General features: G+C 33.7%; 24 protein-coding genes and 2 pseudogenes. 4 read left to right on the plus strand and 22 right to left on the minus strand.

Annotated elements, in window-relative coordinates:
• Positions 1-12: 12 nt before the first annotated feature.
• The 12 genes and pseudogenes from zwf to JFT95_RS14270 all read right to left on the minus strand — a co-directional run bounded on the left by zwf (position 13) and on the right by JFT95_RS14270 (position 10,627).
• Positions 13-1,497 carry a glucose-6-phosphate dehydrogenase gene (gene zwf, locus JFT95_RS14215; RefSeq protein WP_201052602.1) on the minus strand — a complete coding sequence of 495 codons (1,485 nt, stop codon included), beginning with the start codon at positions 1,495-1,497 and terminating at the stop codon, positions 13-15.
• Positions 1,498-1,885: 388 nt separating this feature from the next.
• The gene (locus JFT95_RS14220; protein ID WP_002014036.1) at positions 1,886-2,395 is read right to left on the minus strand and encodes a heme-degrading domain-containing protein; all 510 of its coding nucleotides are present in this window, start codon (positions 2,393-2,395) and stop codon (positions 1,886-1,888) included.
• Positions 2,396-2,613: 218 nt separating this feature from the next.
• Complete coding sequence (locus JFT95_RS14225) at positions 2,614-3,036, minus strand: SpoIIAA family protein (RefSeq protein ID WP_078178710.1); 423 nt, start codon at positions 3,034-3,036, stop codon at positions 2,614-2,616.
• Positions 3,037-3,148: 112 nt separating this feature from the next.
• The gene (locus JFT95_RS14230; RefSeq protein WP_201052604.1) at positions 3,149-4,468 is read right to left on the minus strand and encodes an aromatic amino acid transport family protein; all 1,320 of its coding nucleotides are present in this window, start codon (positions 4,466-4,468) and stop codon (positions 3,149-3,151) included.
• A 1,154-nt stretch (positions 4,469-5,622) separates the two neighbouring features.
• The gene (locus JFT95_RS14235; protein ID WP_201052606.1) at positions 5,623-5,958 is read right to left on the minus strand and encodes an IDEAL domain-containing protein; all 336 of its coding nucleotides are present in this window, start codon (positions 5,956-5,958) and stop codon (positions 5,623-5,625) included.
• A 125-nt stretch (positions 5,959-6,083) separates the two neighbouring features.
• Positions 6,084-6,497, minus strand: a complete 414-nt coding sequence (gene saiR, locus JFT95_RS14240) for an Rrf2-family transcriptional regulator SaiR (RefSeq protein WP_001083471.1) — start codon at positions 6,495-6,497, stop codon at positions 6,084-6,086.
• 194 nt (positions 6,498-6,691) lie between these two features.
• Positions 6,692-6,826, minus strand: coding sequence for a BA3454 family stress response protein (locus tag JFT95_RS14245; protein WP_201052607.1), 135 nt, complete (start codon positions 6,824-6,826; stop codon positions 6,692-6,694).
• A gap of 30 nt (positions 6,827-6,856) precedes the next feature.
• Positions 6,857-7,252, minus strand: coding sequence for a transcriptional regulator SpxA (spxA, locus tag JFT95_RS14250; protein WP_000236196.1), 396 nt, complete (start codon positions 7,250-7,252; stop codon positions 6,857-6,859).
• Positions 7,253-7,768: 516 nt separating this feature from the next.
• Complete coding sequence (locus JFT95_RS14255; RefSeq protein ID WP_002128326.1) at positions 7,769-8,335, minus strand: SGNH/GDSL hydrolase family protein; 567 nt, start codon at positions 8,333-8,335, stop codon at positions 7,769-7,771.
• Between the two features lie 16 nt (positions 8,336-8,351).
• Positions 8,352-9,176, minus strand: a complete 825-nt coding sequence (locus JFT95_RS14260) for an MBL fold metallo-hydrolase (RefSeq protein ID WP_002167930.1) — start codon at positions 9,174-9,176, stop codon at positions 8,352-8,354.
• A 28-nt stretch (positions 9,177-9,204) separates the two neighbouring features.
• Positions 9,205-9,762 carry a DUF7010 family protein gene (locus tag JFT95_RS14265; RefSeq protein ID WP_002014046.1) on the minus strand — a complete coding sequence of 186 codons (558 nt, stop codon included), beginning with the start codon at positions 9,760-9,762 and terminating at the stop codon, positions 9,205-9,207.
• Positions 9,763-9,789: 27 nt separating this feature from the next.
• Positions 9,790-10,627: pseudogene (locus tag JFT95_RS14270) on the minus strand (phosphotransferase family protein).
• Positions 10,628-10,803: 176 nt separating this feature from the next.
• Here JFT95_RS14270 and JFT95_RS14275 point away from each other — a divergent pair.
• Positions 10,804-11,013 carry a hypothetical protein gene (locus tag JFT95_RS14275; RefSeq protein ID WP_201052609.1) on the plus strand — a complete coding sequence of 70 codons (210 nt, stop codon included), beginning with the start codon at positions 10,804-10,806 and terminating at the stop codon, positions 11,011-11,013.
• A gap of 35 nt (positions 11,014-11,048) precedes the next feature.
• Here the strand turns inward: JFT95_RS14275 and JFT95_RS14280 are convergent, their stop codons facing one another.
• The 4 genes from JFT95_RS14280 to JFT95_RS14295 all read right to left on the minus strand — a co-directional run bounded on the left by JFT95_RS14280 (position 11,049) and on the right by JFT95_RS14295 (position 14,916).
• Positions 11,049-11,948, minus strand: coding sequence for a PhzF family phenazine biosynthesis isomerase (locus tag JFT95_RS14280; protein ID WP_201052611.1), 900 nt, complete (start codon positions 11,946-11,948; stop codon positions 11,049-11,051).
• A gap of 11 nt (positions 11,949-11,959) precedes the next feature.
• Positions 11,960-12,523, minus strand: a complete 564-nt coding sequence (locus tag JFT95_RS14285) for a GNAT family N-acetyltransferase (RefSeq protein ID WP_002190220.1) — start codon at positions 12,521-12,523, stop codon at positions 11,960-11,962.
• Positions 12,524-12,667: 144 nt separating this feature from the next.
• Positions 12,668-14,170, minus strand: coding sequence for a class I adenylate-forming enzyme family protein (locus JFT95_RS14290; protein ID WP_201052613.1), 1,503 nt, complete (start codon positions 14,168-14,170; stop codon positions 12,668-12,670).
• Positions 14,171-14,382: 212 nt separating this feature from the next.
• Complete coding sequence (locus JFT95_RS14295; protein ID WP_201053661.1) at positions 14,383-14,916, minus strand: NAD(P)H-dependent oxidoreductase; 534 nt, start codon at positions 14,914-14,916, stop codon at positions 14,383-14,385.
• A 124-nt stretch (positions 14,917-15,040) separates the two neighbouring features.
• Between JFT95_RS14295 and JFT95_RS14300 the strand changes: the two genes are divergently transcribed.
• Positions 15,041-15,364 (plus strand): winged helix-turn-helix transcriptional regulator, encoded by a 324-nt coding sequence (locus JFT95_RS14300; RefSeq protein WP_002033301.1) that lies wholly within the window; start codon positions 15,041-15,043, stop codon positions 15,362-15,364.
• 247 nt (positions 15,365-15,611) lie between these two features.
• On the opposite strand, the gene JFT95_RS14305 is transcribed toward JFT95_RS14300, so the two are convergent.
• The 3 genes from JFT95_RS14305 to sigI form a co-directional block, all read right to left on the minus strand.
• Positions 15,612-15,878, minus strand: coding sequence for an ArsR/SmtB family transcription factor (locus JFT95_RS14305; protein WP_000661861.1), 267 nt, complete (start codon positions 15,876-15,878; stop codon positions 15,612-15,614).
• Between the two features lie 180 nt (positions 15,879-16,058).
• Positions 16,059-17,459 (minus strand): anti-sigma factor domain-containing protein, encoded by a 1,401-nt coding sequence (locus tag JFT95_RS14310; RefSeq protein WP_274606779.1) that lies wholly within the window; start codon positions 17,457-17,459, stop codon positions 16,059-16,061.
• Positions 17,452-18,174: an RNA polymerase sigma factor SigI gene (gene sigI / locus JFT95_RS14315; protein ID WP_002128341.1), complete on the minus strand. Its 723-nt coding sequence runs from the start codon at positions 18,172-18,174 to the stop codon at positions 17,452-17,454. The genes JFT95_RS14310 and sigI overlap by 8 nt, the downstream gene beginning before the upstream one ends.
• Before the next feature lie 517 nt (positions 18,175-18,691).
• On the opposite strand from sigI, the gene JFT95_RS14320 reads away from it, so the two are divergent.
• A complete protein-coding gene (locus JFT95_RS14320) occupies positions 18,692-18,898 on the plus strand; it encodes a hypothetical protein (RefSeq protein WP_000834521.1) in 207 nt (68 codons plus the stop codon).
• 68 nt (positions 18,899-18,966) lie between these two features.
• Here the strand turns inward: JFT95_RS14320 and JFT95_RS14325 are convergent.
• Together JFT95_RS14325 and JFT95_RS14330 are read right to left on the minus strand one after the other, a co-directional pair.
• Positions 18,967-19,243, minus strand: a pseudogene (locus tag JFT95_RS14325) (hypothetical protein).
• A gap of 1,372 nt (positions 19,244-20,615) precedes the next feature.
• Complete coding sequence (locus tag JFT95_RS14330) at positions 20,616-21,359, minus strand: M15 family metallopeptidase (RefSeq protein ID WP_201053662.1); 744 nt, start codon at positions 21,357-21,359, stop codon at positions 20,616-20,618.
• A gap of 242 nt (positions 21,360-21,601) precedes the next feature.
• Here JFT95_RS14330 and JFT95_RS14335 point away from each other — a divergent pair, with 242 nt between their 5' ends.
• Positions 21,602-21,856, plus strand: coding sequence for a SunI/YnzG family protein (locus JFT95_RS14335; protein ID WP_201052617.1), 255 nt, complete (start codon positions 21,602-21,604; stop codon positions 21,854-21,856).
• 467 nt (positions 21,857-22,323) lie between these two features.
• On the opposite strand, the gene JFT95_RS14340 is transcribed toward JFT95_RS14335, so the two are convergent.
• Positions 22,324-25,605, minus strand: coding sequence for a VaFE repeat-containing surface-anchored protein (locus tag JFT95_RS14340; RefSeq protein WP_201052618.1), 3,282 nt, complete (start codon positions 25,603-25,605; stop codon positions 22,324-22,326).
• Positions 25,606-26,109 lie beyond the last annotated feature (504 nt).

Below are 26,109 nucleotides of genomic sequence, written 5' to 3' on the forward strand. Positions count from 1 at the left end.
ATAAGAATGTACTTATTTTTTCAATCCCTCATCTAACCACCATTTAAATTCACTTTCTTGTAATAGAGCATGAGCAGCATCCGGACCATACGAGCCAGACTCATATTCATGAAAAGGTAACAAGTTTTCTTCGAACGCTTCAAGGATTGGCTGCACCCATTCCCATGACAATTCAACCTCTCTCCAGTGTGCAAAGAATGTAGAATCTCCACATACAGCATCATAGATAAGCCTTTCGTAGGCTTCAGGTATTCCCACTCCTGTTTGCTCACAAGTAAAATGAATACGGATCGGTTCTAGCTCTCCATTGTTCAATGGATTTTTACTATTTAATTGGAGTGAAACATTTTCATTTGGGCTAATTTCAATGATTAACAAATTAGGCTCTGCATTTGGATTACTATCTTGATATTGCTGTTTTAATGTATTTTTAAACTCAATTACAATACGAGTAGACTTTTCTTTCATTCTTTTTCCTGTTCGTATGTAAAAAGGAACATCAGTCCAAAATGGGTTATCAATCCATAAGCGAGCCGCAACATATGTATCTGTTTGAGAAGAAGGATTTACTCCTGGTTCCTCTCTATACGCTACAACTTGTTGCCCTTTTATCTCTCCTGAAGCATACTGTCCGCGAATGATATGGTTCTGAACGTCTTCTTTTTTCACTTTACGAAGAGTTTCCATTACCTTTCGTTTTTCCTCACGAATTTCACATGCATTTATCTTTTCTGGCAGATTCATAGCAGTCATCATTAATATTTGCAACATATGATTTTGAACCATATCGCGAATGGCTCCTGCATGATCATAATATGCTGCCCTTTCTTCTACCCCAACCGTTTCACTAGCTGTTATTTGTACATTCGCTATATGTTCTTTATTCCAAATCGATTGGAGAACAGGATTTGCAAATTCAAGTGCTTCAATGTTTTGAACCATCGGTTTACCTAAATAATGATCAATACGGTATATTTCGTCTTCTTCAAACGTTCGACTAAGCTTATCATTCAGCTCTCGGGCAGATGTAAGATCATGACCAAACGGTTTCTCAATCATCAGGCGCTTCCATCCATCCGTTCCATCGAGTCCACTTTCCTTAATATTTAAAGCAATGGTCTCAAAGAAGTCAGGAGTAACTGAAAGGTAGAACATTCTATTCCCTTGTATATTTTGTTCTTCTTCCCTTTCACGAACTACTTGTAATAACCTTTTATAATCTTCTGGCTTATTCACATCTAAGGGACAATAACGAAAATACTCTAAAAAATCTTCTATTTTCGGAGTACCTTCATCTTTGCGACGAGAAAAAGTGTCTATGGATTCTTTTACTCTTTTTTGAAAATCTAAATGAGATACTTCACGTCTTCCAAGCCCAATAACGGATATTGGCTTTGGAATCTTTTGATCTCTATATAAGTTATATAGCGCGGGGTAAATTTTTCTTTTAGCTAAATCTCCTGTTGCTCCAAATAAAACAAAGGTCATTGATTCCAATTTCAGTCCCCCTCGTGATGTATAGTCATTGTCACCTTAGTAAAAATGCATTGTACAGAAGCTACTATTATTTTTGATCCAACCTTACTTCTTAACTTCTAATTTTTTATATTTGTCGCTTTCTAATTGTCCCCAATATTAATAGTGGCAATTCAAAGCATTTTTACCACATGCTACTTACTTATTTTAACTTACATAAAATAACTTAATTACTTTTAGTAATTTAATTACGTTACGTCTATCATATTAACTACATAGATTATAATCGTCAAGAAAAGTGTCTCGAATTAAAAATTTTAATTCCGTAACATCTTATTAGAAATATGTTCATGAACTGAATAATAAAAAGGCAAGACCGAACATATTCTTGTTCGATTTTGCCTTTTTACTATTGTTTCAAATGATTTTTAACTGCCCTTATAACTAATTCATGATCCTCTTCTGGTGGTAATCCTGAAACTGTTATCATTCCAATAACTCCTACATCTTTTATTTGGACAGGAACACAGCCACCAAACGCAGCATAATCCGACCTATCTAAAAGATACTTTTCATTATATGGAACGCCCGTTATTTCACTTTGTATCTGCATATAATACGAGCTATGATTATGCAAAGAAACAACTCGCTTTTTACGCTCAATCCATTGCGTATTTTCCGCAGTTGTCCCTGTCATCTTGAAATGAAATAGTTGCACACCATTTTTCGCTATATCAACAGCAATCAATTTCCCTTCTTGCCTCGCCGTTTCAACGATAAATAAACCTATTTGCAGTGCATCTTCATTTGTAAAAGAGGAAAATTGAAGTGTTTCCTCCTCTATTAAAATTTGCTTACTTATTTCATTCAAATTTGAAGCGCTCATATGTTTATCCCCCTTACTCACTTTATGCCACATTGATATTTTTGAATTTCTGTGACTCTATCGTACGGCCTTTCCATATAACTAATACCGTAAAGCGTATTCTTTTCTTCTTGGTGCTATTATGAATTATATTTAACGCCTTAAAAAAGTATGTCCTTTCGTACTAAACATCTCGTATAGAAGTTTTCTTCCGGATATTTCTTACAAGCATAAAAAAACCAGTTACTTAGGCAACTGGTTCGCTAACAATTTCATATGGGATATCCATTCAACCAAACTAATGCTTGTTCATAATCATCAAAAAATTTCACAGATTCTTTTGTATTGGACTGTTGTAAATAATTCAGTATCTCCCCTTCTTCAAGGAGAAAAGCAATTGCCTTACTGTGATTCAAAATCGTTTCATTGAAAAACTTATCTTTCCATGCTTTTTGAACAGAAAAATGATCTGGCGTGTACCCTTTTCTATCTACCAGCAATTTGTATTTCCGACCCTCGGAAATGAATTGCTGACAAACCTGCTCGAAGCCATTAAACCATTCATAAACATCATCTGTTTTAATCTTGCCAATAAGATGGGTAACAATTATATCTCCTGAAACTGTTGTGCTTATATTCAGCTTACTCAACTTGGAATCATCTCCCTTAGTTACAATTATGCGGAAATATCTCATAAAATCAATAAGATAAAATTGTTACGCATTAAAAAAGGACAAACTCTCCAAACGGAGAAGTCTGTCCCAAAATCGTTCTATTTTATTTTGCATTAGAACTAACAATCGTGAATTAGAATAATGATTTAATACTTGCTAAAACAGTAAGTACACCTACAATAATAACAAATACGTTACTCATTTTCCCTTTGTATTTAGCTAGTACTGGTACTTTATTGATTGCATACATCGGTAATAGACATAAGATAGCAGCAACTAATGGACCGCTTAGAGAATCAATAAGTCCAAGAATACTTGGATTTGTATAAGCAACAAACCAGCATGACAATACAACAAAAGTAAGGACGATTGTCTTAATTGTTTTTTCTTCAATAACTTTCCCACGTGATTTACCGAACTTAATAATCATGTCACGCATTACTTCAAATGCTCCGATATAATGGCCAAGGAAAGATTTTGTAATAGCCACAAAAGCAATGATTGGAGCTGCAATCGTGATTACAGGTGAATTAAGCTCATTAGCAAGATATGAAAGGATTGATAAGTTTTGCTCTTTTGCCATTTTTAAATCCTCTGGAGTCAAGCTTAATGTACTACTCCAAACGAAGAACATAACTACAGCGAATGTCATGATATAACAAACTTTTTGTATTTGCGTACATTTAGCATCAGTAGCTTCTATTCCATACGTAGCTCTCTGTTTTACAACAAATGATGAAATCATAGGTGAATGATTAAATGAGAATACGATGATTGGTAGAATCAACAGTATCGTTCCAAAATATCCTGTTCCTGTTGAAGCAGTAGAAACAGTTGAAAAGCTAAGCATTGACGTATTCCACTGTGGAATTAAAGATATTGCGATAAAAAGTAGAGAAGCTATGAAAGGATACACTAGCATACTCATGATCTTTACAGTAATATCTTGACCAAAATTCAGTATAGCGATAAGACCAAGAACTAATACAAGTGATAAAATAGCCCTTAGAGGCTCTGGCATGTGCAATTGATGCACGATAAAACTACTTGCAGTATTTGTAAGCGCAACCGAATACATTAGCACGATTGTATAAATTGAACCGAAATATACGATGTTAAAAATGATACTTGCTTTATTTCCGAAATACTCTCTAATTGTACCTGTGATCCCCTCATCAGCAGAATTAGAAGCGTATATCATTTTAGCAAGTGCCCTATGTGAGTAATACATAACTGGATATGCAAGCAATGTAATTAGTAGTAATGATAATAAACCACCTGAACCTGCATTAATCGGTAAAAAGAGCACCCCTGCTCCAATTGCAGTTCCAAATAGGCTCAATGCCCATGTAGTATCCTGCTTATGCCACTTTTTCGGATCTGCATATTGCTCATTTTCTAGTGCGATATTTTCAGCTTGAACTTCTATTTTCTTTGCAGTATTCCCGTTCATATAATAACTCCCCCTTGTATCCTATTCTTGCGTATCTCTTTATAGCTAACGAACATTCCCTTTTTTCGGAAAATAAATTCCTTACAAGTTGCCACACATTGTATGTCCTTCATCATAATGAATCCAAATTGAAACATTCGCTAGTTAGCGTCCTAACATAAATGTTAGCGTTCACAAAAAAGTTTACTCGTACTATCCGCTCTTTATATAAAGACCGCTTAAGAGAACAATATTGAATAGACTTCATAAATACGTTGCAACATTTCTAATAACAGTGTGTTACTTTAATGGTTTCTCTTACTTACTTGTAACAGTAATTTTAGATAAACCGGCCTCTCTTCATTTATGAGGCATTTCTTTCTCAATTCTATACATCACTTTCATAACTTCGGCAGCATTTATGGTATTGATTACACAAGCCACTGAAGCACTTTACATACATTTCGCCTCTAATTACACGCCTTTCTTTCTATTAATCGCATTTTTTATATTTTCTCCAGAGATCATAAAATTTCTCTCGACGCCCTCATTATAACGTGTATATTTATAAAATTAATATTTTTATATTTCCAGAAATATCTAATGGATATAATTTTACATGGATAATAATTTACAGTTAGCATGCAACCCTTGTTCCTATCGCTTATAACGGAATTAATCAGCAAAAAACACAGTAAAATATTGTTTATTCAAGCTACTCATTTTAAAAATATTTATATTCTTCTTTATCTAAAAATTTTATTTTGACTTAAAAAAGATATTCTAATAAATAATTAACGTGGTTAAAAAGAAATTTCTTTTTAAATACATAAACCAATTTTTAGGTTATATATTATCAACATTGCATTCATATACATTTTTAGGAAAATACATATTTTAACTTGATGACAATAAGAGAACCGCTAACATTTTGCAAAAATCTTCGCTAAACGAAAAAATAAAATAAGCTGCCCATATGGACAGCTTATTTACATCATTATCATTGTTAGGAGTGGGCAAACGAATCACTTCAATGTCATCTTAATTTTAGTTTTTTCAACTCTTCTTCAGGGATATTTCTATGTTTGTATTGAATGGGTTTTATTTCATTTCCTTTTAGATGATATTATTGCTTATTGCACGATCCAACCTATTAAAAACGAATAATGTAATCTTTAAAACCCCTCATTAACTAGCTCTTTTATCAAGTTTAATTTTGCAGAGAGCTCAATAAACCATTCTTCATCCCCTGTTAATAATGCAAGGTCTATAAGATAAAGGATTTGCTCCTTATTTATTACCTTTGATTCAGGGAGTTTGTTAACATGTTTACTAAAGAGTAAAATCGCTTCGTTCATTGTGTACTTGTCGTCACGTTTCACAATGCTAACTGTAACTACACCTTCCACTTCATCAAGTGATACAATGTAACCCACTATGAATTCACCCTCATTTGATATTCCACGAACCCAATCTCCCACTTTTAAAACATGATTATTAGTTGACATCATACTTTTTCACCTGCTTATAAATATTTTTTGTAACGATAAAAAAGATATAAAAACCAATTTAAACTGTAATGTTTTTTATTACATTTATTTTTTAAGAACTCACGGCTACATAATAATTAAGCCGCTTAACGTTCTTGATTAATAAGATCAACAACTTCTTTCATTGTATAATTCTTTAAATATTCACCTAGATGTTCTTCCGCACCTAAGAAAATAGCAAAAAGAACTTTCCGCATGTTCGAACCTACAATACACTGATCATTTGATTCTGGACACTTCGGCTGCAATGCCCCTTCAGAGGTTATTTGATACATATTCCAAAGATTAATTTCACTTAAATCACGGGCAAAAATAAAACCTCCACCCGTTCCCTCTTTTGATTGTATAAACTTATGTTTTTTTAACAAACTTAGCACTTTGCGAATGCGTACTGGATGAACACCTGCACTTTCGGAAATAGCATTACTTGTTGACATCCGATCTGGCTGTAAAGCTAAATAAGTTAAACTGTGAATGGCCAAGGTAAAGTCGCTGTTCATTGTTGTCCTCCTACGATAAAAAATATGATTTCTCGTTTAGTAACATACTGTAGCCATAAATATTACAGATAGGTTAGTCAAACGTTAAAATATATAAGAAGCATGCTTAGCATGAAAAAATAAATTCCTTTATATTCTATCAGAACTCCCCTATATCTCCTAACTTCATTTAGCTTTTTAAGTTGCAAATAAATTTAAACAGTCCACTGTTTCTTAACTTGTTCTTCTGCCAATTGTATAATTTTTGTCCAAATCGTATCTTTACTCACAATAACATTTGTGTGATAGTTTCTATCTTTATAATTAACTGTAACACATACTTCAATCACTTCTGTTTCCTCCTTTCAAAATATTACTTATTAATTAGCCATTTTTTGCAATTCTATATTCAAAAATGTTCGAACGCTACGCGGTAAAAATTTGCGAATTTCTTCCTCATTAAAACCAACCTGTAATCTTTTTTCATCCAGCATAATTGGACGACGTAACATTTGAGGATACTCAATTATTAATTTATAAAACTCATTAAGCGAAAGCGCCTCAATATTTATATTTAATTCCTGAAAAGTTTTAGATCTAGTTGAAATAATTTCAGTAGCACCATCTTCAGTTAAACGAAGAATGGATTTAAGTTCATCGACTGTAAGAGAATTTGATACGATATTTTTTTCGGTATAATCAATTTGATGTTCTTCAAGCCATGCTTTTGCTTTTCGGCATGAACTACAGCTTGCTGTCGTATATAAAATCACCATATTTTACACACTCCTTTACTTTTTAAATTATTATATAGATTATTGAAATGTATTAAAAAAATTACAGTTCAGAATGAAATACACGTTATATTATTCATTCGAGAATATTTAATTTATCTGTTTTTCACAAAAAATAGCAACTCACTTCTAAAAACTATACTGTAATTTTAAACTTTACAGTTCAATTAATCAACTGTTAAGTCTTGGATACATTCCATTAGCGGAACAAATCATTTTCTTTTGTACGAATGTCTCATAGTGTTACGGCTAACCACCTCTTTAAAGTACATTTTATCCCGCTATTTGAGTGCACCGCCTCAAAATTTGGCAAGAGCAAAAAAGTTAGGTCGAAGTCGGGCTCCCCTTAATAACCCAATTGGTAAGGTCTAATTATATTTCACTTTATTCATTTCATTCTTACATGTGCTACTATGAAATATAATTAGCATAATAAAAGCTACTGCATTGTAGGAGGAAATACGCGAACAAAAAAGCAAAGCGCCCACGCTTTGCTTCCTACAAAATCCCTTTTAACTTTTCACAAATTAACTTCGCTAAATATTCATAACCTTGTGGTCCGAAGTGTAAACCGTCCTTTTCATCATCTTCTACAAATCTCTTATAATCCTTTTCTTGAATCATTTCAGCGTACAAATTTAGAAAATGACTTCCTGTTTCTTTCGCCACTTCCTCAACCACATTTGCATATTGACCGAGTACTTCATTCGTTCTATTATGTTGCCTTGCTTCATCAACTGGTGCAGGACTAATAAGTAATACTTTTTCTGATGAAATCGCACTTACAATTTTCTCTAAATTTTCTTTGTAAGATTGTAATGGCACTGGATCAAATAACACCGAATCATTCGTACCAAGAAAAACTGTTACAAAGTCTGGTTTATGTGATAGTACATCATCTTCAACCCTATGTAACGCATCGAACGTATTATCGCCCGGCCCCCCCGCGTTTACCACCTTCCAATTTGGAAACATCTCTTGCAGACGCGGTGTTAACCTTGGCGTTCCATCAAAAAACGTTTCATCAGCTGTAATACTATCACCGAAGCATACTAACGTTTTCATAGAGCTAATTCTCCTTTCACGTACGAAATAACTTTCCTTCTACCGCCTTAATATATCTTTCAGCAGAACGTTCCACTGCCTCATTTGCATTCTCTTTCACTACTCCGTGAAAAGCATTATATAAACGATTAAACTGTAATGGCTTCACTCGATTCGCCATTTCCTCCACTTTTCTCGCTGGCAATGGAATTAAGTTTGGATAGCTGTACATGAAACTCACCCACTGCTGATCCGCTACGACTTGAATAATATCACCTGTTAATAAAATACCTTTCCCATCATTTCCTTCTTCCCAATGTAATACAGAACCGCCGCTAAAATGTCCTCCGAGACGATGAATAGTAATTCCGTCCGCTAATTGTAAAGACTCACCAGACCAATAAATAATACGACTACTCGGGCGTACTACCCACTCTTTATCGTCTTCATGTATATAAATTGGTACATCAAACGTTTCTGCCCATTCTACTTGTATCGAATAATAATGAGGATGAGATAGTGCAATCGCATCTAACCCGCCCCACTCTTTTATCTTCCCAATTGTCGTTTCATCTAAATAAGTAATACAATCCCATAATAAACGATAGGAATCTGTTTTTATGACAAATGCTGTTTGACCGATCGCAAATTTAGGTTTTGTCGTAATGCTATAAAGTCTATGCTCTTCTTCTATTATTTCATTTTTATATGTATCACTCGTTCGCAAGTTTTCTAAAGTCGTCCAAGACTGCCCTTTCGGATTCACATATTGTCTCTCCTCATCACAAATAACACAACTTACCGGTTCTTCCACACTCGCTGCATACTGTACGCCGCACGTTGTACAAACGAAATTTTTCATAATAATTCCCCCTATCCATATATTTTTATTAAGCTGATTTTTGTTGATAATGATCTATTTTTTTATTTTCAATTAATAAACCTATTAGAGTTAGTAAGTAGACAGCTGTAACTGACAATGGAATTACAGTAAATCCATTGTCAGCAAAAAGAATCCCGCAAACTGACGTTACGAATACGGTCCCTACTGACAGTAAACCATAACTTTTACTTTCATAAATCCATACGTACGGTACAAAATGAACACCTATTAACATCGCTACTACAAAAGGTAACCACTCTGGAAATTGAAAATAGGCAAGTAACACAAACGGAATATTTAATACATTTATCCCGCCAATTACTCCTGCTAAAGTCCCGAGCGGATTTCCTTTCGCAAACATATCAATTTTTAATATGGCAGCTATCATTAGGCCGCAAGGAAACACACACCCCATACCAATTAAATACACCCACACAACTTGCTTTTCTGAAAGAAGAACACCCGTTATACTCGCTACAACCCAAAATAAAATACCAGCTATTATAACTGGAAATCCTTTTTTCGTTCTTTGTGCTAAATCTCGTTTTGCTTCTGCTATGTTCATTTCACTATCTCCCCCAAACTATTTGTACTATAAAGCCGGATCAATTTCGTTCATCCAATAACGCCAAGCTACTAAGTAATCTTCTAAATCTTTCGGGTGGTGTCTCAAACATGTATCTATACACAAATATAAACCTATGACTATTTCCTCATATAAATCTCGTTCTTTTTTATGAAATATACATGGTTTTATCACATAACCAATCACTTCTTTTGTTAAATCTTACGGAGTTGAACAGAACGCGTAAATTAAATCATATAAAGGATCTCCTAAAATAGGTAACGGATCAATTACCCCATGTAACCTACTCTCTCGAAATATAAAATTATGAAATCCGAAATCACCATGTAATAAAAATGGCTGATTTACTCCGGCGTCCCTATTTGCTAGTTTAAGAACAATTCTATAATCTTCCTCACTTATGTAACGTCTTACATTTTCATAAGCTTCCATACATTTGCCGTTAAAAATTCATTCCAAGATCGAACCGGACTTTCTTTCCATCCCCAGCCTTCTGCCCCTGAACCATTTTATACTTATTGATAACTTCTTTTACAAGTGTACGAAGCGTACTTCGTTTATATCCTTGTTTACACAAAGTATTACCTTCAAGGAAAGAATACACGAAATATGTATGTAAAGGTTCCTTATACAAAAGCTTTGAAAATAAACTATTCTCCTCATAAAATGAGAGAAAATTAGCTTCTTCACGTATTACTTCCGCTTCATTCAGCTTTACTACATATTTTTCGTCCAACAAATATACAGTACTTGTCGTTCCTCCGTTCAACGCTTTTACGCTATTTGGATCATGTGAAATAACTTTCTCCTTAACTAGTTGTGCAGCAATTATTGAAATGTCCATTCTCTCACCCTTTAATTCCGAAGATTCCCTCAATTAAAAAGACAACTTTACTATTATTTGACAAACGAATAGGAAACCCCTTCCAAAATCTTAATATAACAAAAAATCATTTACTTTTATATTTCAAAAATAAGGAAATACTAACAACAACGTTACATACATATTAGGAGGACAATATGAAACCTGAATTTTTAAAAGCAGTACATGAAGCGATTGGAAATGTTGAGCATATTCATATAGAAGAAAGTGGTGCAGATAGTTTACTCATTCATCACGATGATGCACAGCAATTAAAACAAGTTGCTGAAACGTTAGAAAACAATAATTTCCGCTCTACTATTAGAACAGCTGGGGATGCTTCGTATATTGAAGTGTTGAACAGGTAAGAAGAAGTCCCGGTTATATACTGGGCTTCATTCTTTTATATTGAAACTTCAAACTCTTTCACATACACCGCTGTTCCCGCAATATCTATTTGTAACTTTTCATTCTCTACATCTTTCGTTACATAAACCATTACACGACCATCTTTATTTATTTCCTGTCCTTGCTCAACGATTAACTCCAATTCATGGTCAAAATCTTTCTCCAAATACGTCGCATAATACGCTCCCATTACACCTGAAGCTGTTCCTGTCACTGGATCTTCAATCGTTCCAGAATAAGGTGATGAAAAATGACGACCGTGCATTTTTGCTTCTGCATCATATGTCTCTAAGCAAAGTGGATGAATCGCAACCTTTGGCATTTCTTTTAGCACCGATGGAAATTCATTATTATTAGGTTTCATTCTTTCACATGCATCAATTTTTTTGATAGGTACAATTAAAGTCCAAATACCAGTATTTCCATATACAATCGGTAAATTTTCATCTAAATCATTCACTTCAAGACCAATACTGTGAGCTAATGCCTCTTTGGAACCTGCAAAACTTTGAAACTTAGGTATTGCTTGTCTCATTTTAATAAAAGTTTCCCCATTTTCATTCGCACCTATATGTATTGGTAAAACCCCCGCCTTCGTTTCAATCGTTAAATTATGTTTCCCTCCCAATATTCCTCTTTTATGAAGTGCATATATTGTCCCTACTGTCGCATGACCACATAAATCATTTTCATGCCCAGGTGTAAAATAGCGAATTCTTATATCTGCTACTTCTGAAGAAAGAACGAAAGCTGTTTCGTTAAATCCAACTTTTTCAGCAATACGCTGCATGTCCTCTTCCTTTAATCCATCCGCCTCTAATACAATACCTGCTGGATTTCCCATATTTGGTTTATTCGTAAATGCGTCGTAATGAAATACGTTTATAGTCTTCATTTTTTATCCCCTTATTTGTTCGTTTCATTATTTTTATAATAAATAAGAAAATCTGCCCACTTACCATTCCCCATAGAAAATGCCTCTCTCGTACATTCAAATGAAAAACCAGCTCTTTCTGCAAGACGAATAGATGGCTCATTATCGATATGTATATGTAATTCGATTCTATGAAATTGCAGGCCATTAAAAAATAACGGCAGCGCAGCTATTACACTTTCTGCTCCGTATCCATTTTTCCAATGTTGATTATGAATAGAGTAACCCATCATCGCCCATTGATAGTCCATACGTAAAATTTTTATAAGTTCTAGCTTTCCAATATTGGCGCCATCTTCTTTCTGAAAAATACCTAGAACGTACATTTCATCCCGTCTTGCCGCCTCATCAAATCCTCTTATCCATTCCGTAAACCATTCTTTCGTTGAAGACGACATGTCATGATAGCCATCATCGTATTTATATTGAGATGGTAACCTCTTATTGAATCCATCTAACCAACTTTCATAATCCTCTTTTTGAAATGGACGAATAATCAGTCTCTCTGTCTCTACTTGTAATAGTGGCAGCTTCATTTATATCTCTTCCTTTAATTGTTAATTGAATATTCTTTATTATCTTACACAAAATACAAAATCTAGTAAATCATTATGTTTTTTATAAACAAAAATCCAGTTATGCTTTTTACATAACTGGATTCTTCATTATTTAATAACCTTTTATTTCACAAGAAAAACATCCCTTAATTCCCTCTTCAACACTTTCCCTAAAGCGTTTTTCGGTAATTCGTCCATAAATACAACTTCTGGTATTTTATAGCTTGCTAGTTTTTCTTTACAATGCTGAATAATCTCTTCTTCTGTTAAAGACGTTTGAATGTCCTTTACAATGTAAGCTGTTGGAACCTCCCCCCAAAAGTCATTTGGAATCCCAACTACTGCAACTTCTAAAACGCCATTTATTTCATGAATTACATCTTCTACTTGATCTGGATATACGTTGTCACCACCGCGTACGATAACGTCTTTATATCTTCCCATGATATGTAGAAATCCATCATCATCTATCATACCGGCATCACCCATGTTAAACCAATTATCTTTTACTACCTTCTTTGTTGCCTCTTCATTATTCCAATATCCTTTAAACATGTACGGGCTTTTCACGTGAATCTCTCCAACTTTATTTGTTGTTAGCTCATCACCTGTTTCTGGATGAACAATTTTCAGCTCTACATGTTTCAAAGTTTTCCCTACAGAAGACATTTTTTCTTTTCCCATATTTGGATGCCAAGAAGTTACTACCCAACCTTCTGTACTCCCATAACCTTGCACCATATAAATGCCTTTTTCCATATATTTTTGAATGAGTGTTTCTGGCACTTTTGTACCACCACTTTGCGCTACTTTAAAGGCCGAAATGTTGCGCTCTTTTTTATCTAATTCATCAAGCATGTAACTATAAACAGCTGGGAACGCAAGCATCGTAGTAATTTTCTCTTCTTCAATCTTATCCCAAATAAGAGTAGGATTCGAATCAGCTAAAAAGACCATCGTAACGCCATGATAAATACAATTTAAAATAGAAAGCACGCCACTCATATGAAACAATGGGTGCACTGATAAAAAGCGTTCACCTGCTGGAATTTCTCTTTGCCCCGCAATTTCAGTAAAATAATGGTGTAAGTTTTTATGACCAATTACACATGCTTTTGCCTTTCCAGTCGTTCCTGAAGTAAATAAGTAAATGGCATCATCATCTTCATGAACGTCCACATTCGGCTCTGTTATTGGCTGTTCCTTTAATTTTAATTCAAATGAGCCAAATCCTTCTTTTGTCGTCTCAATTACATAAGGAATTTCTTTAACTCCATTAATCTTTAATACAACTTCACTAAATTCATCATCAATAACTAATACTTTTAATCTCGCTTCTTTTACAATCGATTCTAATTCATAAGCAGTAAGCTGATGATTAAGCGGAATAAATACCGCTCCAATTTTTAAGCTTGCCATCATAACGCTTGGAAACGGATGATTATTTTTGCATAGAATTCCTATACGATCCCCTCTTTCCATACCGGTATGTAACAAATAATGTGCAAGCTGATTTACTCGTTCATTATACTGCTGAAACGAATACCTTTTCTCTCCACCGATAAGCGCTTCCAAATTTGGTGACTGCATTGCTCTTTTTTGTAATAATTGTCGCATCGTTCTCAAGTAAAACTCCCCCTTTATATGTGTTAGGGTTTTTATTTTACCAGATTAATTATTAATTTACTAAAGATTAAACTTAGTGAATTTAAATGAAGTGAATCTTTAGTCGATGTGAGGTGTTCATCCCCACTGATTATTAGTCCACACCTTACGGGCGGTTAATGCGGGATAAACAAAAATAGCCATCTACTTAACAAGTAAATGGCTATTTCTCCTTATATATTAGAAAACTCCTTATTCATCACATATTTCACATACTCAGGTGCACTTTTGTCAATCTCTTCATCACTGATTTCATATTCCGCACCATATAAATAAAATGATGGTATAAATTCCATTCCTGTATATAAGCTCGTAGCGTGGAATGGTTTCGTTAATTCATCCATTGTAATTCCGCTATTTTTATAGTCTTTTTCTAACCCACCTATAGAAATAGCTACACCAAATTCTTTCCCCTTCACTTTATCCCCTTTTGATCCATAGGCAAATCCATATGTTAATACATCATCGAACCATTTTTTTAATAATGGTGGTGAACTGTACCAATAAAGTGGAAATTGAAATATATATCTGTCATGTTCTACTAATAGCTTTTGCTCTTCTTCAATATTAAACTCCCAATTTGGTGCCGCTTTATATAATTCATGCACCTTTATTTCATCCGAATGTTTCTCAAGTTCTTCGATCCATCTTTTATTAATTTTTGATTTTTCAATATCAGGGTGTGCTACAATTACAAGTGTTCTCATCATCTTCCATCCCCTTTTTAAATTATTCAATCCTTTACGTATTAGTATGAGTGAGTCACATATAATTGAAAAGTACGTACTTTAAAGTGCTATAGGAACCTTAAAGTACCTTTGGAGGTGTTATATGAATCAAAATGATAATTGCCCAATCGCAACGACACTCGACGTGATCGGTGGAAAATGGAAAATTCATATTTTATGTGTTTTGGCGGATGGAAAAATGCGAACAAATGAAATAAAACGAGAAATTCCAAACATTACACAAAAAGTTCTCACACAGCAACTTCGGCAACTTGAGGCTGATGGGATTATCCATCGTACTGTATATCAAGAAGTACCACCAAAGGTTGAGTACACAATAAGCGAACATGGAAAATCTTTAATGCAAATTATGGATGAACTATTTGAATGGGGAAAAGACCATCAGATCAAAAGATTACATGACTAAAAAAACTACCAAATTCTTTACATACTAGTGGGAATGGCACATCACTATCAAGCTAACAAAAAGACCCTAATAAGAAAACTTTCATTTTTATAATCCATTTAAACTTTAGCTTGATAGTGATACGGCAAGACCCTAATAAAGAAATGTATTAAACAAATTAAAAACAACAACACATACGACTAATGTTAATAAGAAAATTATAGTCGCTGAATTGCTTACTTAATTTTGAAATCTAAACAGTTACCCTTTAAGCCAAGCTTAATAATATCGCTTTTGTACGATTATCTGTTACTTCATAATAAATTTCTAGTCCTTTCCGAGTACCTGTAACGACTTTAGTAGCTTTTAGTTTAGATAAATGTTGACTAATTGTACTTTGAGGCATTTGTAATGTTTCATACATTGTCGTTACGTTAATAGGACCTTTTGCAAGCATTATTTTTACTAATGATAAACGGACAGGATGCGCCAACACCTTTAATACTTCAGTGATTTCTTCATACATTTCTTTCATATTTTTTCTCCCCTTTTATATAAATATTAATGATATCCATATATATAATTCGAAAGGATATACGATTTTATGTCCGTCATTTTAAAAAATATTAAGAAATTCCTTCAGATGGAAGGAATCCCTCTGTTCAATATTCTATAGATTTTTCTTTCACTCGATATTATGTGGTAGGAGCTTTCCTTACTGAGACCCTCTACCATTGTTCCCTTGCTGATTCCCATTATTTCCTTGTGATCCTCTTCCGTTGTTCTCTTGCTGATTCCCACTATTTCCTTGTGATCCTCTTCCGTTGTTCTCTTGCCCATTCCCATTATTCCCTTGCGATTCTCTTCCGTTGTTCCCTTGCTGATTTCCATTATTCCCTTGCGATTCTCTTCCGTTGTTTCCTTGACCATTTCCATTATTCCCTTGCGATTCTCTTCCGTTATTCTCTTGCTGATGCCCATTATTCCCTTGGGATCCTCTACCGTTGTTTTCTTGCTGGTGTCCATTATTTTCTTTTTGTGGACCTCTACCGTTGTTTTCTTGCTGGTGTCCATTATTTTCTTTTTGTGGACCTCTACCGTTGTTTTCTTGCTGATGTCCATTATTCCCTTGCGATTCTCTTCCGTTGTTCCCTTGCTGGTTTCCATTATTCCCTTGGGACCCTCTGCCTTTGTTCCCTTGCCCATTTCCATTATTTCCTTGTGACTCTCTGCCGTTGTTTCCTTGCCCATTCCCATTATTTCCTTGTGATCCTCTTCCGTTGTTCTCTTGCTGATTCCCATTATTTTCTTTTATTTGCTTCGGTTGTTGTTCATTAGACTGCTTTTGTTCTATATGCTCTTTCTTCTCGTTACTTTCTTCTTTTACAGGAGATGCGTCCGATGATGCATCAGAAGATGACTTTTGTTGTTCTTGATTAGACGGCGATGCAGGTGGAGTAAGCGATTTCTGCTTCTCTTTCTCTTGCTTTATATAAACACCTGTGCCAACTCCTGCTTTATTGGCATCCTCCCGTATTTGCATCGTACTGCTTTGATATTCGACTGTAACATGTTTTATCTCATACTCTTTCTTTAATTCTTGCATAGCCTTTTCCAACTGTGGTTCTAGCGATTTGTCCTTTGTAACAGCTGTTAGCATAACTTGCTTATCATTCGTTAAGTACTTATCCCTTTGACTCTGCTTTATAATAGTGCGTATCACATCTTGCAGATGCTTATTTTCCCACCCTTTCATTTCTTTTAAAATACGCCTTCCGTCATCATTACAAGCCCGCAAATCTATAACACGAAGATCTTCCGTTACGCTCGCCTCTAAACTTGGATTTATATCAACTGAGACATAAGCAAACACTTTTTCTTCTGGTTGATTGTAGAAAAACAGCAATACGCATAGAAAACCAGCAACAATTACTGTTGTAGGCTTTAAGAAAGGTGGCATTGAAAAACGCGGTGCTCTTTGCTCTTGTTCGTTAAACGAGATTTCCTCTCCAATCATGTAAGAGTGTACTTTTCTTTTAAACGTAATAAACTCTCCATTTGGAGTTAAAACAACTACGTTATGTTTCTTTATATCCATCACAATTCCTTTATTCATCATGCTTCTCCCCTCTTATATAATCCAGAATATATGTATAGTTGTTTGCAAAGATAATACACATCGCAATAATGTATTTTCGATGTCGCTCCAACGTTTTACGACTTACCCTAACACGTGGTTCAATATGTTTAAGGGGTAACTTTTTCTTTCGGAACAGCTCTTCCATCATTTTCTCGTCTTTTATAATAATCTTTACAATTTCTATTAAGTGCTCACGCGTATCACGATGCTTAGGGGATTCCTTAGCAAGCTCTGAAAATGTGATTTTAAACTCAGCTAGCACACTTTGAAAATGAAGAATTTCCTCCTTACGGTTACTATTTTCCATCTCTTTCATATACTCCGTAAGCGATACTTGTATTTCTAATATTTCCTCTTGCTTATCTTCTTTTAAAAAGACAAGATTATGCTTAGACTCCTTGCGTATATAGTCAATTACATCTCTTTTTATAAGAAGATCAGCAAACGCCAGAAAAGATTTTCCTTTTTTATATGAATACTGTTCAATTGCTTCGTTAAACGCAAACAATCCAATACTATATTCATCATCCTGTTCTGTAATGTACCTGCGGCAGACAGACGAGATTGATTTTCTAATAAATGGCTGATACTGTACGATAAAAGCTTCCTTATCTCCTCCGTTGTTTTGTATGTTAAATACGATATCTTCTATTTTCGTTTTTTTTAAGATTTTCATTACTAAACTCAACACTAGTAATCTCCCTGCCTCCTTCTGCTTCAAATAGCAAAATGGCCACTAAACAAGTGACCATTTAACCACATTTTCTTAGTACTTTTCTTTGGGCTTGTCTTCTTGCTGGTGCTCATATTTTTCGAGGCCGACTTTTTATATGACTATTTTTTCCACTTGTACTAAAGTGAAGTCTGTATTTTGTATTACTTTCTTGTTTTCTTTTGCAATACCACTTGTTCTTCTTGCTCTTTTCTATTTTAGCTGCAATCTTTGAATAACTCTTCGCTATATTTTTGGTAATTTTAGCTTTTTCTTTCATTTGTTTTCTTCTACTTATATATATTCGAAGGAACAAATAATTTTATGGGGGTCAAAAAATATTTTTTATAAAATAGTTATTTTTTCAAAAATAAAAACCATCAATTGGAAGAAACTCGTTATAACTCCTCCTTATGGTAATTCCTTTGTAAACCTTTTTTATTTAAATGTATAATTGTATTAAAAGTCTAAAATTTCAGAATCGGAGGGCAGCGTCATGAAAAGTTTTGGTACGTTAGTAATCTCTACCGTCATTTCAGCAGGCTTAGTGTATTATAATATCGATTCCTTTTATAATAAATTTACATCCGGGAATACATATTACTGGGTAAACGGTATCCTAGCTGCTGGATTCCTTATATCCTTAATTATCAACATAAAAGATATCATCAAGAAAAACTACACAACTTCTGAATCAAATTAAGGAGCCTATTATGGTTCCTTTTTCTATGCAAAATAAAAAAGCAGCTGTTAAGCTACTTTGAATTCTTCTTATCCCCAAATGAAATGATATATATTCTCCCGTTACACGTTCATTAATTCCAGCGATCCTAGCGAATCTCATTAAGTCCGCCCCTTGAAGAAAATACACCGAGATCGTAACTGGTACTTGTGACCACATGAATTGATAAAACTCATTCACTCTCTGATTCGTCGAAACGATTAAATCATTTACAGGTCCATGATTCCATGCAGAGGTTTGAACTGAAGTGAACAGAAGGTCTTTCCCATTAACCACTATTCTTACCACACTTTGAGTTATGTCCACAACAATCCCCTCCACCATTACAAAATTTAAGCCTGTTTCTATACTCATATTCTTGATTAATAATAAATGTTTAAGGCAAACCCCTATTTTCATTTCTACTCAAAAACAATTTAAATGATTCTTCTTTATTTCTCAATATAAGGAGCCTTGGATTTTCATTAAAACTCCTGTAGTATATGAACAAAGAGTAAGGTAAGAGTTACTCTTTGCCATTTTAGGAAAGGTTCTGTTGGAAACAACAGGACCTTTTTTCGTAAAGAGATGGTTTTGTTTAATTTCTCACCACTAATCACAAAAAATATCTTATAATCGTTATATACTAAATTAAAATAATGGATTAGGAGTAGATCAAATGCCAGTTACACTAGAACTTATTCTTTTCATTCTTCTAGCAATTAGCGCTATTGGCTATTTAGCAAAAGAATTTCAAAAAACTAGGAAAAGAACACTTGGAATTTCACTAGAATTCTTGGTTCTTTTCTGGTCAATATGGAGAATATCGACTATCATAATCTGATTTGTAAAACATGAATTCCTTCGAATAAAAATCAATATTATGTCCATAATGTTGATAGGCTGTATGCCAAAATCCATTTAGTTTTCTCTGTATCTCCTTGTATTGAGCAGTTAGTTTTTGCTAGCTGCTCTTTTATTTATGAAAAAAGATAAAATTTTTTATAATGATTCTTCTTTATTTCTCAATATAAGGAGCCTTGGATTTTCATTAAAACTCCTGTAGTATATGAACAAAGAGTAAGGTAAGAGTTACTCTTTGCCATTTTAGGAAAGGTTCTGTTGGAAACAGCAGAACCTTTTTTCGTGATTTAAAGGTACTAAGACAAAATGAAATATTTACCATGAAGGTAATTGTTAAATATTTTACGCTTATACAGTATAATGGGATAGTTATTGTGTATTGGCATTAAGAGGAGCGTCCTGATTAAGCGCTTCTCTTTTTTTATAAAATAGCTCCAAATTACTTGGACACATTTACCAGTTTATTCAACACAAATATCATGTTAAAATCCCTTGTGAATACGACATAACTCAACTTGGTGAAGCCCTGTAATATTTCCTGTAGGGCTTCTTTTTTTACAAGCAGTTATTTCATTACGCTGACTACCTTGTTGTGCAAAATAACGATTTTGTTCACTTTTTTGATACATTTATAAAACATTCATATGTTATCTTCAGTAAGTTCTATTTCCTTTATAATATTGTGTGAAGTATACCAACGAACGAAGCCTAAAAAACTCTAATGAAGTGATGAAAAAAACCTAATTTCTCTACAAAACATTGAGAAATTAGGCTTTTTAATAGAAAAAGTAGCATTCATAAACAATGAATACAGTTTAACTCTTCAATTCTATTTTCACAGATTCATATATTCTTCTAAAGTCAGTTTTTCCTTATATATATTTTCAGCAATATCTCCTACATAGCGAATATGCCAAGGTTCATATGCATAACCCGTAATACTTTCCTTCCCCTTAGGATAACGAATGATAAACCCTGCACGATGCGCGTTTTCTTTCAGCCATTTTCCTTCCTTCGTATTCGCAAAGGATAGCTCTAGTTCATTGTTCGCACTTTTAGAAGAAACATCCATCGTTAACCCTGTTTGATGTTCGCTATGCCCTGGCTTTGCAGAGAAGCGATCCGTATGCTCTTGCCCTTTCTTTTTAACATTGTTGGCATACAGACCTTTTTGATACCCATAGGAACGAAATCCTGAAACAGCATTCAACTGGATCCCATCTTGCTTAGCTAAAAGGAATAGTTTTTCTAACGCTTCCGCTGCTCCTTTACGAAGATGACTCTTTTCTACCGTTCCACTAAATGAGAACGGTACATTTGGTACAACTAAATCCTCTGGCATATAGTCTTCGGGTAAACCATATTCCTTATTTACTACAGCCTGTATACTAGCAAAGGAACTTGCTATCTTATTTGAAGTCCCATTTTGCTTACTATTTTTTTCTTTATTTATGGAGTTTTCACTAGTTTCATGGTTTGTCTTATATGGTTCTTTACCAATAGATATATTGGTGTAAATGATAAAGATACCTAGCATTACTACTATACAAGTTAAGGTTCCTACTAATTTAAGTCTCATCATTCATTTCCTTCCTGCAACTCCTACTGTTACTCATTCATCATACTTCAACCATATCAAATCCATATTAATTCCCTGTGAACTTTTCTTCATAACGTATTCCTTAATAGATTGATAGTATATCTTCCCTTTCTTTTGGCACCCTTAAAATATCAGCTCTATTCATACATGTAGAAAAAAACTAAAAATTTGTATAATAAGATAAGAAGTGTAGCATTCTATTATAGAAAGGTCTTGGTATAATGCTAGGTATTGATGTCAAAAAAACAAAAGAAGAGTTAATTATTTCATGGCAATTTGCGGAGGTCACGATTCCATTACGTGATGTGATTGAGGTTACCGCAGATGCTACCTATGCGGGTGTTGAAGAACCAAGTGCAATCCGTATCGGAACAGCATATGGGACAACTGATCGTATATTAATTAAAACTGTAAAACAAAATTATGTATTATTTACTACGAATAAAGTGTCGATTTTAAACGCAATTCACGCGTAACAATGAGTAGATAAACGCCTTAAACAAAGTTCAAGTGAAATAAAAAGGTGCAAAGTCATAGAATTGACTTCGCACCTTTTTTAAAACAATCTATATGAATGAAAATTCCCTTTAACATTTCAGTAAGGCCAAAGCCACTTCTGTCACACCATACTACTTTGTGTCCCATTTATCTAAATTGAAGAGATAACGCTCTCTTTTTTTGATAAAATTATCTCTATAATGATAGCAGGAAAGGATTTGTTGCTTTATCACGGCAGAAAAAACACAGTTTGTAAAAAAAGAGCATTATATCCCCCAGTTCTCTATGAGACCTTTTGAAATAGCTAAGGGATTTTGTCTCACAGTGAATTTAGAAGCAGACACTTTGGAAGCTAAGGAAAAGAAAACAGGGAATTATTACAACAACTCAAAAATAATCAAATAGATTAAAATACTGTAAATAGGACTAAATTATTTTTTAATTTTTATGCATTTTTACGTTTTAGGAAAATCACTCCACCAACAATTAACAATAATGCACCTGCAGCCATAGAGATCCAACTTGTAAGGTCAGCACCTGTTTGGGGTAACCATCCAATTTTAGATTGAATTTCTTTCTTAGGTTGTGGTTGCTCTTTTACTTGCTCTTTAGGTTGCTCTGATGTTGGAGTATTTTTATCTTGATTCGGCTGTTCTGGTTTCGGTTGTTCCGGTTTTACTTCTTTAAATTTCACCGTTTGACCCTTATCTTCGATGTCAACGTGAATAGCAACCAAGACATTATCTTGATACAATTCTTCAAACACTACCACTTCTTTACCTTGTAATGCAGATGCATTAAATGTGAAATCGAGTGTGATAGAACCATTTTTTTCTTTTGCAGTAAACTTAGATTCTACTGTTACTTCTTTATCATCAACTAATAATGGTTTTTTTGTTGCTTTATCCATTAGTTTGCCTTTTACAACGTACTCTTTACCCACGATTAAGTCTTTGTATTCCACTTTATCTTGGATTGTTACAGATTTAGAAGCGTCTAACTCTTTAGAACCATCAGCTTTGTTTGTAGCTGTCGTTTTAATAGAAGGCTCTACAAATCGAACTGTTTGACCTACATCGTTAATGTCAGTGTGAGTTGCAATTACTTGACCTTCATGCAATAAGTCTTCAAACACAACTACTTCTCTTCCTTGCTGTTCAGCACCAACGAAAGTAAAGTCTAATGTTACAAAACCATTCTTTTCTTTTGCAATGAACTTAGTCTCTGCTGTTATTTCTTTACCATCAATTAATAATGGTTTGTTAATAGCTTTGTTCATTAATTTACCTTTTACAGTGTACTCTTTACCAACAACTAAGTTAGTATACTCTACTTTATCTTGAATAGTGATAGAATCCTTTGAATGAATCTCTTTTCCACCATCAGCTTTGTTTGTAGCAGTTGTTTTTACTGATGGCTTAACGAACTTAACTGTTTGACCTTTATCATTGATATCAGCATGTGTAGTAACAACTTTTCCGTCTTTCAGTAACTCTTCGAATACTACTACTTCTTTTTCTTCTAAACCAGTTGCATCAAAAGTGAAATCTAGTGTAATAGAACCATTTGCTTCTTTTGGTGTAAACTTAGTTTCAGCAGTTACTTCTTTACCATTTACAACTAATGGTTTATTAGTCTCTTTATCCATTAATTTACCTTTTAAAGTGTACTCTTTACCTACTTGTAGGTCTTTGTATTCCACTTTATCTTGGATTGTTACAGACTTAGAAGTGTGCATTTCTTTTGTACCATCGGTTTTATCAGTAGCTGTTGTTTTTACTGATGGAATCTTTTCATCTTTGACAATATGTTTAATGATTTGACCATTCTCTTTGATCTCAAAAGAGAATATTTCTTCATTCAATACATAACCTTTTGGTGCAACAGTTTCTTTATATGTGTATTTTCCAAATGGTAACTTTTCAAACTTCGCGATACCTTTATCGTCTGTTTTCCCTTTAACTACTTCTTTTCCTGCTTCATTATAAATAGTAAACTCTGCATTCGGAAGCTTATTGTTTCCATCAGCTACATCAACTTTTGTAATTTCTAGATCACCTTTGATAAGATGATTAACTGCTAATAGCTCAATAATTTTCCCGTGTTCCTTTATTTCGAACACAATTGGTTCTGTAATAAGAACGTAACCATTTGGAGAAGCCTTTTCTACAAATGAATATTTACCATACGCTAAATCTTTGACGTTAACTTCACCATTTTTATCTGTCTTATATTCCCCAATTACTTTCCCGCTTGCATCTTTTAGCTCGAATACTGCACCTTCTAATTTTTTACTGATATCTTCATTATCTACTTTTAGTAATTTCACACTACCTTTCACTTCTGTATTTTCCACTGTAAAAGTAAGTGTTTTATTGTGCTCTTTAATTTCAAAAGGATACTTTGTTTTATTTCCAATATATCCATTAGGTGTTTTTGTCTCTAAGAAATAATATTTACCATACGTAAGACCATCAACATTTGCAATTCCATTTTCTTTTGTTACTACTTTTTTCACTTCTTTTCCATCTTCAGTAAAGACCGTGAATTCAACATTAGGTAACATCTTACCTGAATCACTAAGTTTTTTTATTTCGATGTTACCTTTTACTTTGTTGTTTACTACTTGAACAGCTCCTATTTCCCCTGTCTTAACTTCAATAGTTTGTGGTTTATCACCTGAAACATAACCTGTTGGTGCTTTAATTTCTTTTACTGTGTAGGTACCAATTGGTAGGTTATTTAATTCTGCAGTACCATCAGCACCCGTCGTGATTTTTCCAACTGATTCATTATTTGCATTAAAGACTTCAAATACTGCACCAGCTAATATTTCTCCATTTTCCCCAACCTTTTTAATTTTTAAAGAACCAGCAGCTTCCCAATTTACTGCAAGGTCACTACTAAGCTTTTCCTCATTTCTTTCTAGTAGCACTGTAGCATTCTGAACAGTATCAGTACCGCGATAAGCAATTGCTTGAACTTTAGTTAAATTTGCAGCAACACTTAGATTAAATTCACCTGTTTTTGTATCTTTAGGAATTTGGATACGGAATTTTTCCCCAAGTGAAAGCTGATCTTTCACTTCTCCATTTTCACTAACAATTTTAACTCCATTAGGTGCATTTTTCGCTACTACTTTATAAGAACCACTCTTAGCATTTGTTTGTACTGTGTATAGGTTTGTTTCAAAAAACTCACCCTTTAATTCTGCCTTTTGCTTTTCAGCAGGAATCACATTCATAAAAATATCTTGAGTATCTTCACTTGTATTTGCAGCATTAATAATTGTCTTAGCCGCCTTTTCAACATTTTTATTTTCATGCTTTAATTCATTTACATCAAGTTGACCTAATGCATTCCAAACCGCAAGCTGAGTTGCGTAATGTGCTTCATTCTTATTAGCTACTCCCAGTTGTTCTATACTTTTTTGTGGGAAACCATTTAATAGAACCCTATATACTACATTATCTGTTTTCCCCATTTCAGGAAGATCTTCACCATTTGGTGATTTTAAGCCCAGAGTTAAACAATAAGCAATTTGACCGCTTGAATTTTTAATAATTTCAGTTCGAATGTACTTACCTAAACTGTTGCTATAACTCCAGTTCATTGAATACTTTTCATGCGTCATAACCTCCGCATTTGCCTTCGGTAGAAACACATTAAAGAATAATGCTAGTACTGATAATAATGCAAAAACTCTTTTAACAACTCTTCTCCCCAATTTTAAAACCTCCCTAGATAAAATGAACCCGATGTATTATTCAAATATTTAAAATAATCACAACGAAGATATTTCATATTATAAGACATAAAGTTACAAATATTATATTATTTTTACAAATTATTTATTTTCTCAACAACCAATATAAATTATAATATTAAAACATTACGTTTCACAAAAGTAACAATATTAGGATACCTTAACAAAATAAGAAACTTGGTAAAATACTAGAATAACGGTAGTTGGAGTACGGAAACGATTCTTGGCATGAAGGACCACTCCAAAGATATTTTAATATGTAAACAGATATTTTCAGATTGAATATATGTATTAATAATGAAATTTTATTGCATTTACACCTGCAATGTTTATATAAAAGATAGTAAATTATGTTTTTATAGGATTTTTTCTATTAGTTTACTGAAAATTTGCATTATTATGTGACAATAAATATCATTGTATTTAATATAAAATGATATAAAAAAAGGGGTACGTAAATAATCA

Source organism: Bacillus sp. TH17, assembly GCF_016651125.1.
In the GTDB taxonomy this organism is placed as follows: Bacteria; Bacillota; Bacilli; order Bacillales; family Bacillaceae_G; genus Bacillus_A; species Bacillus_A mycoides.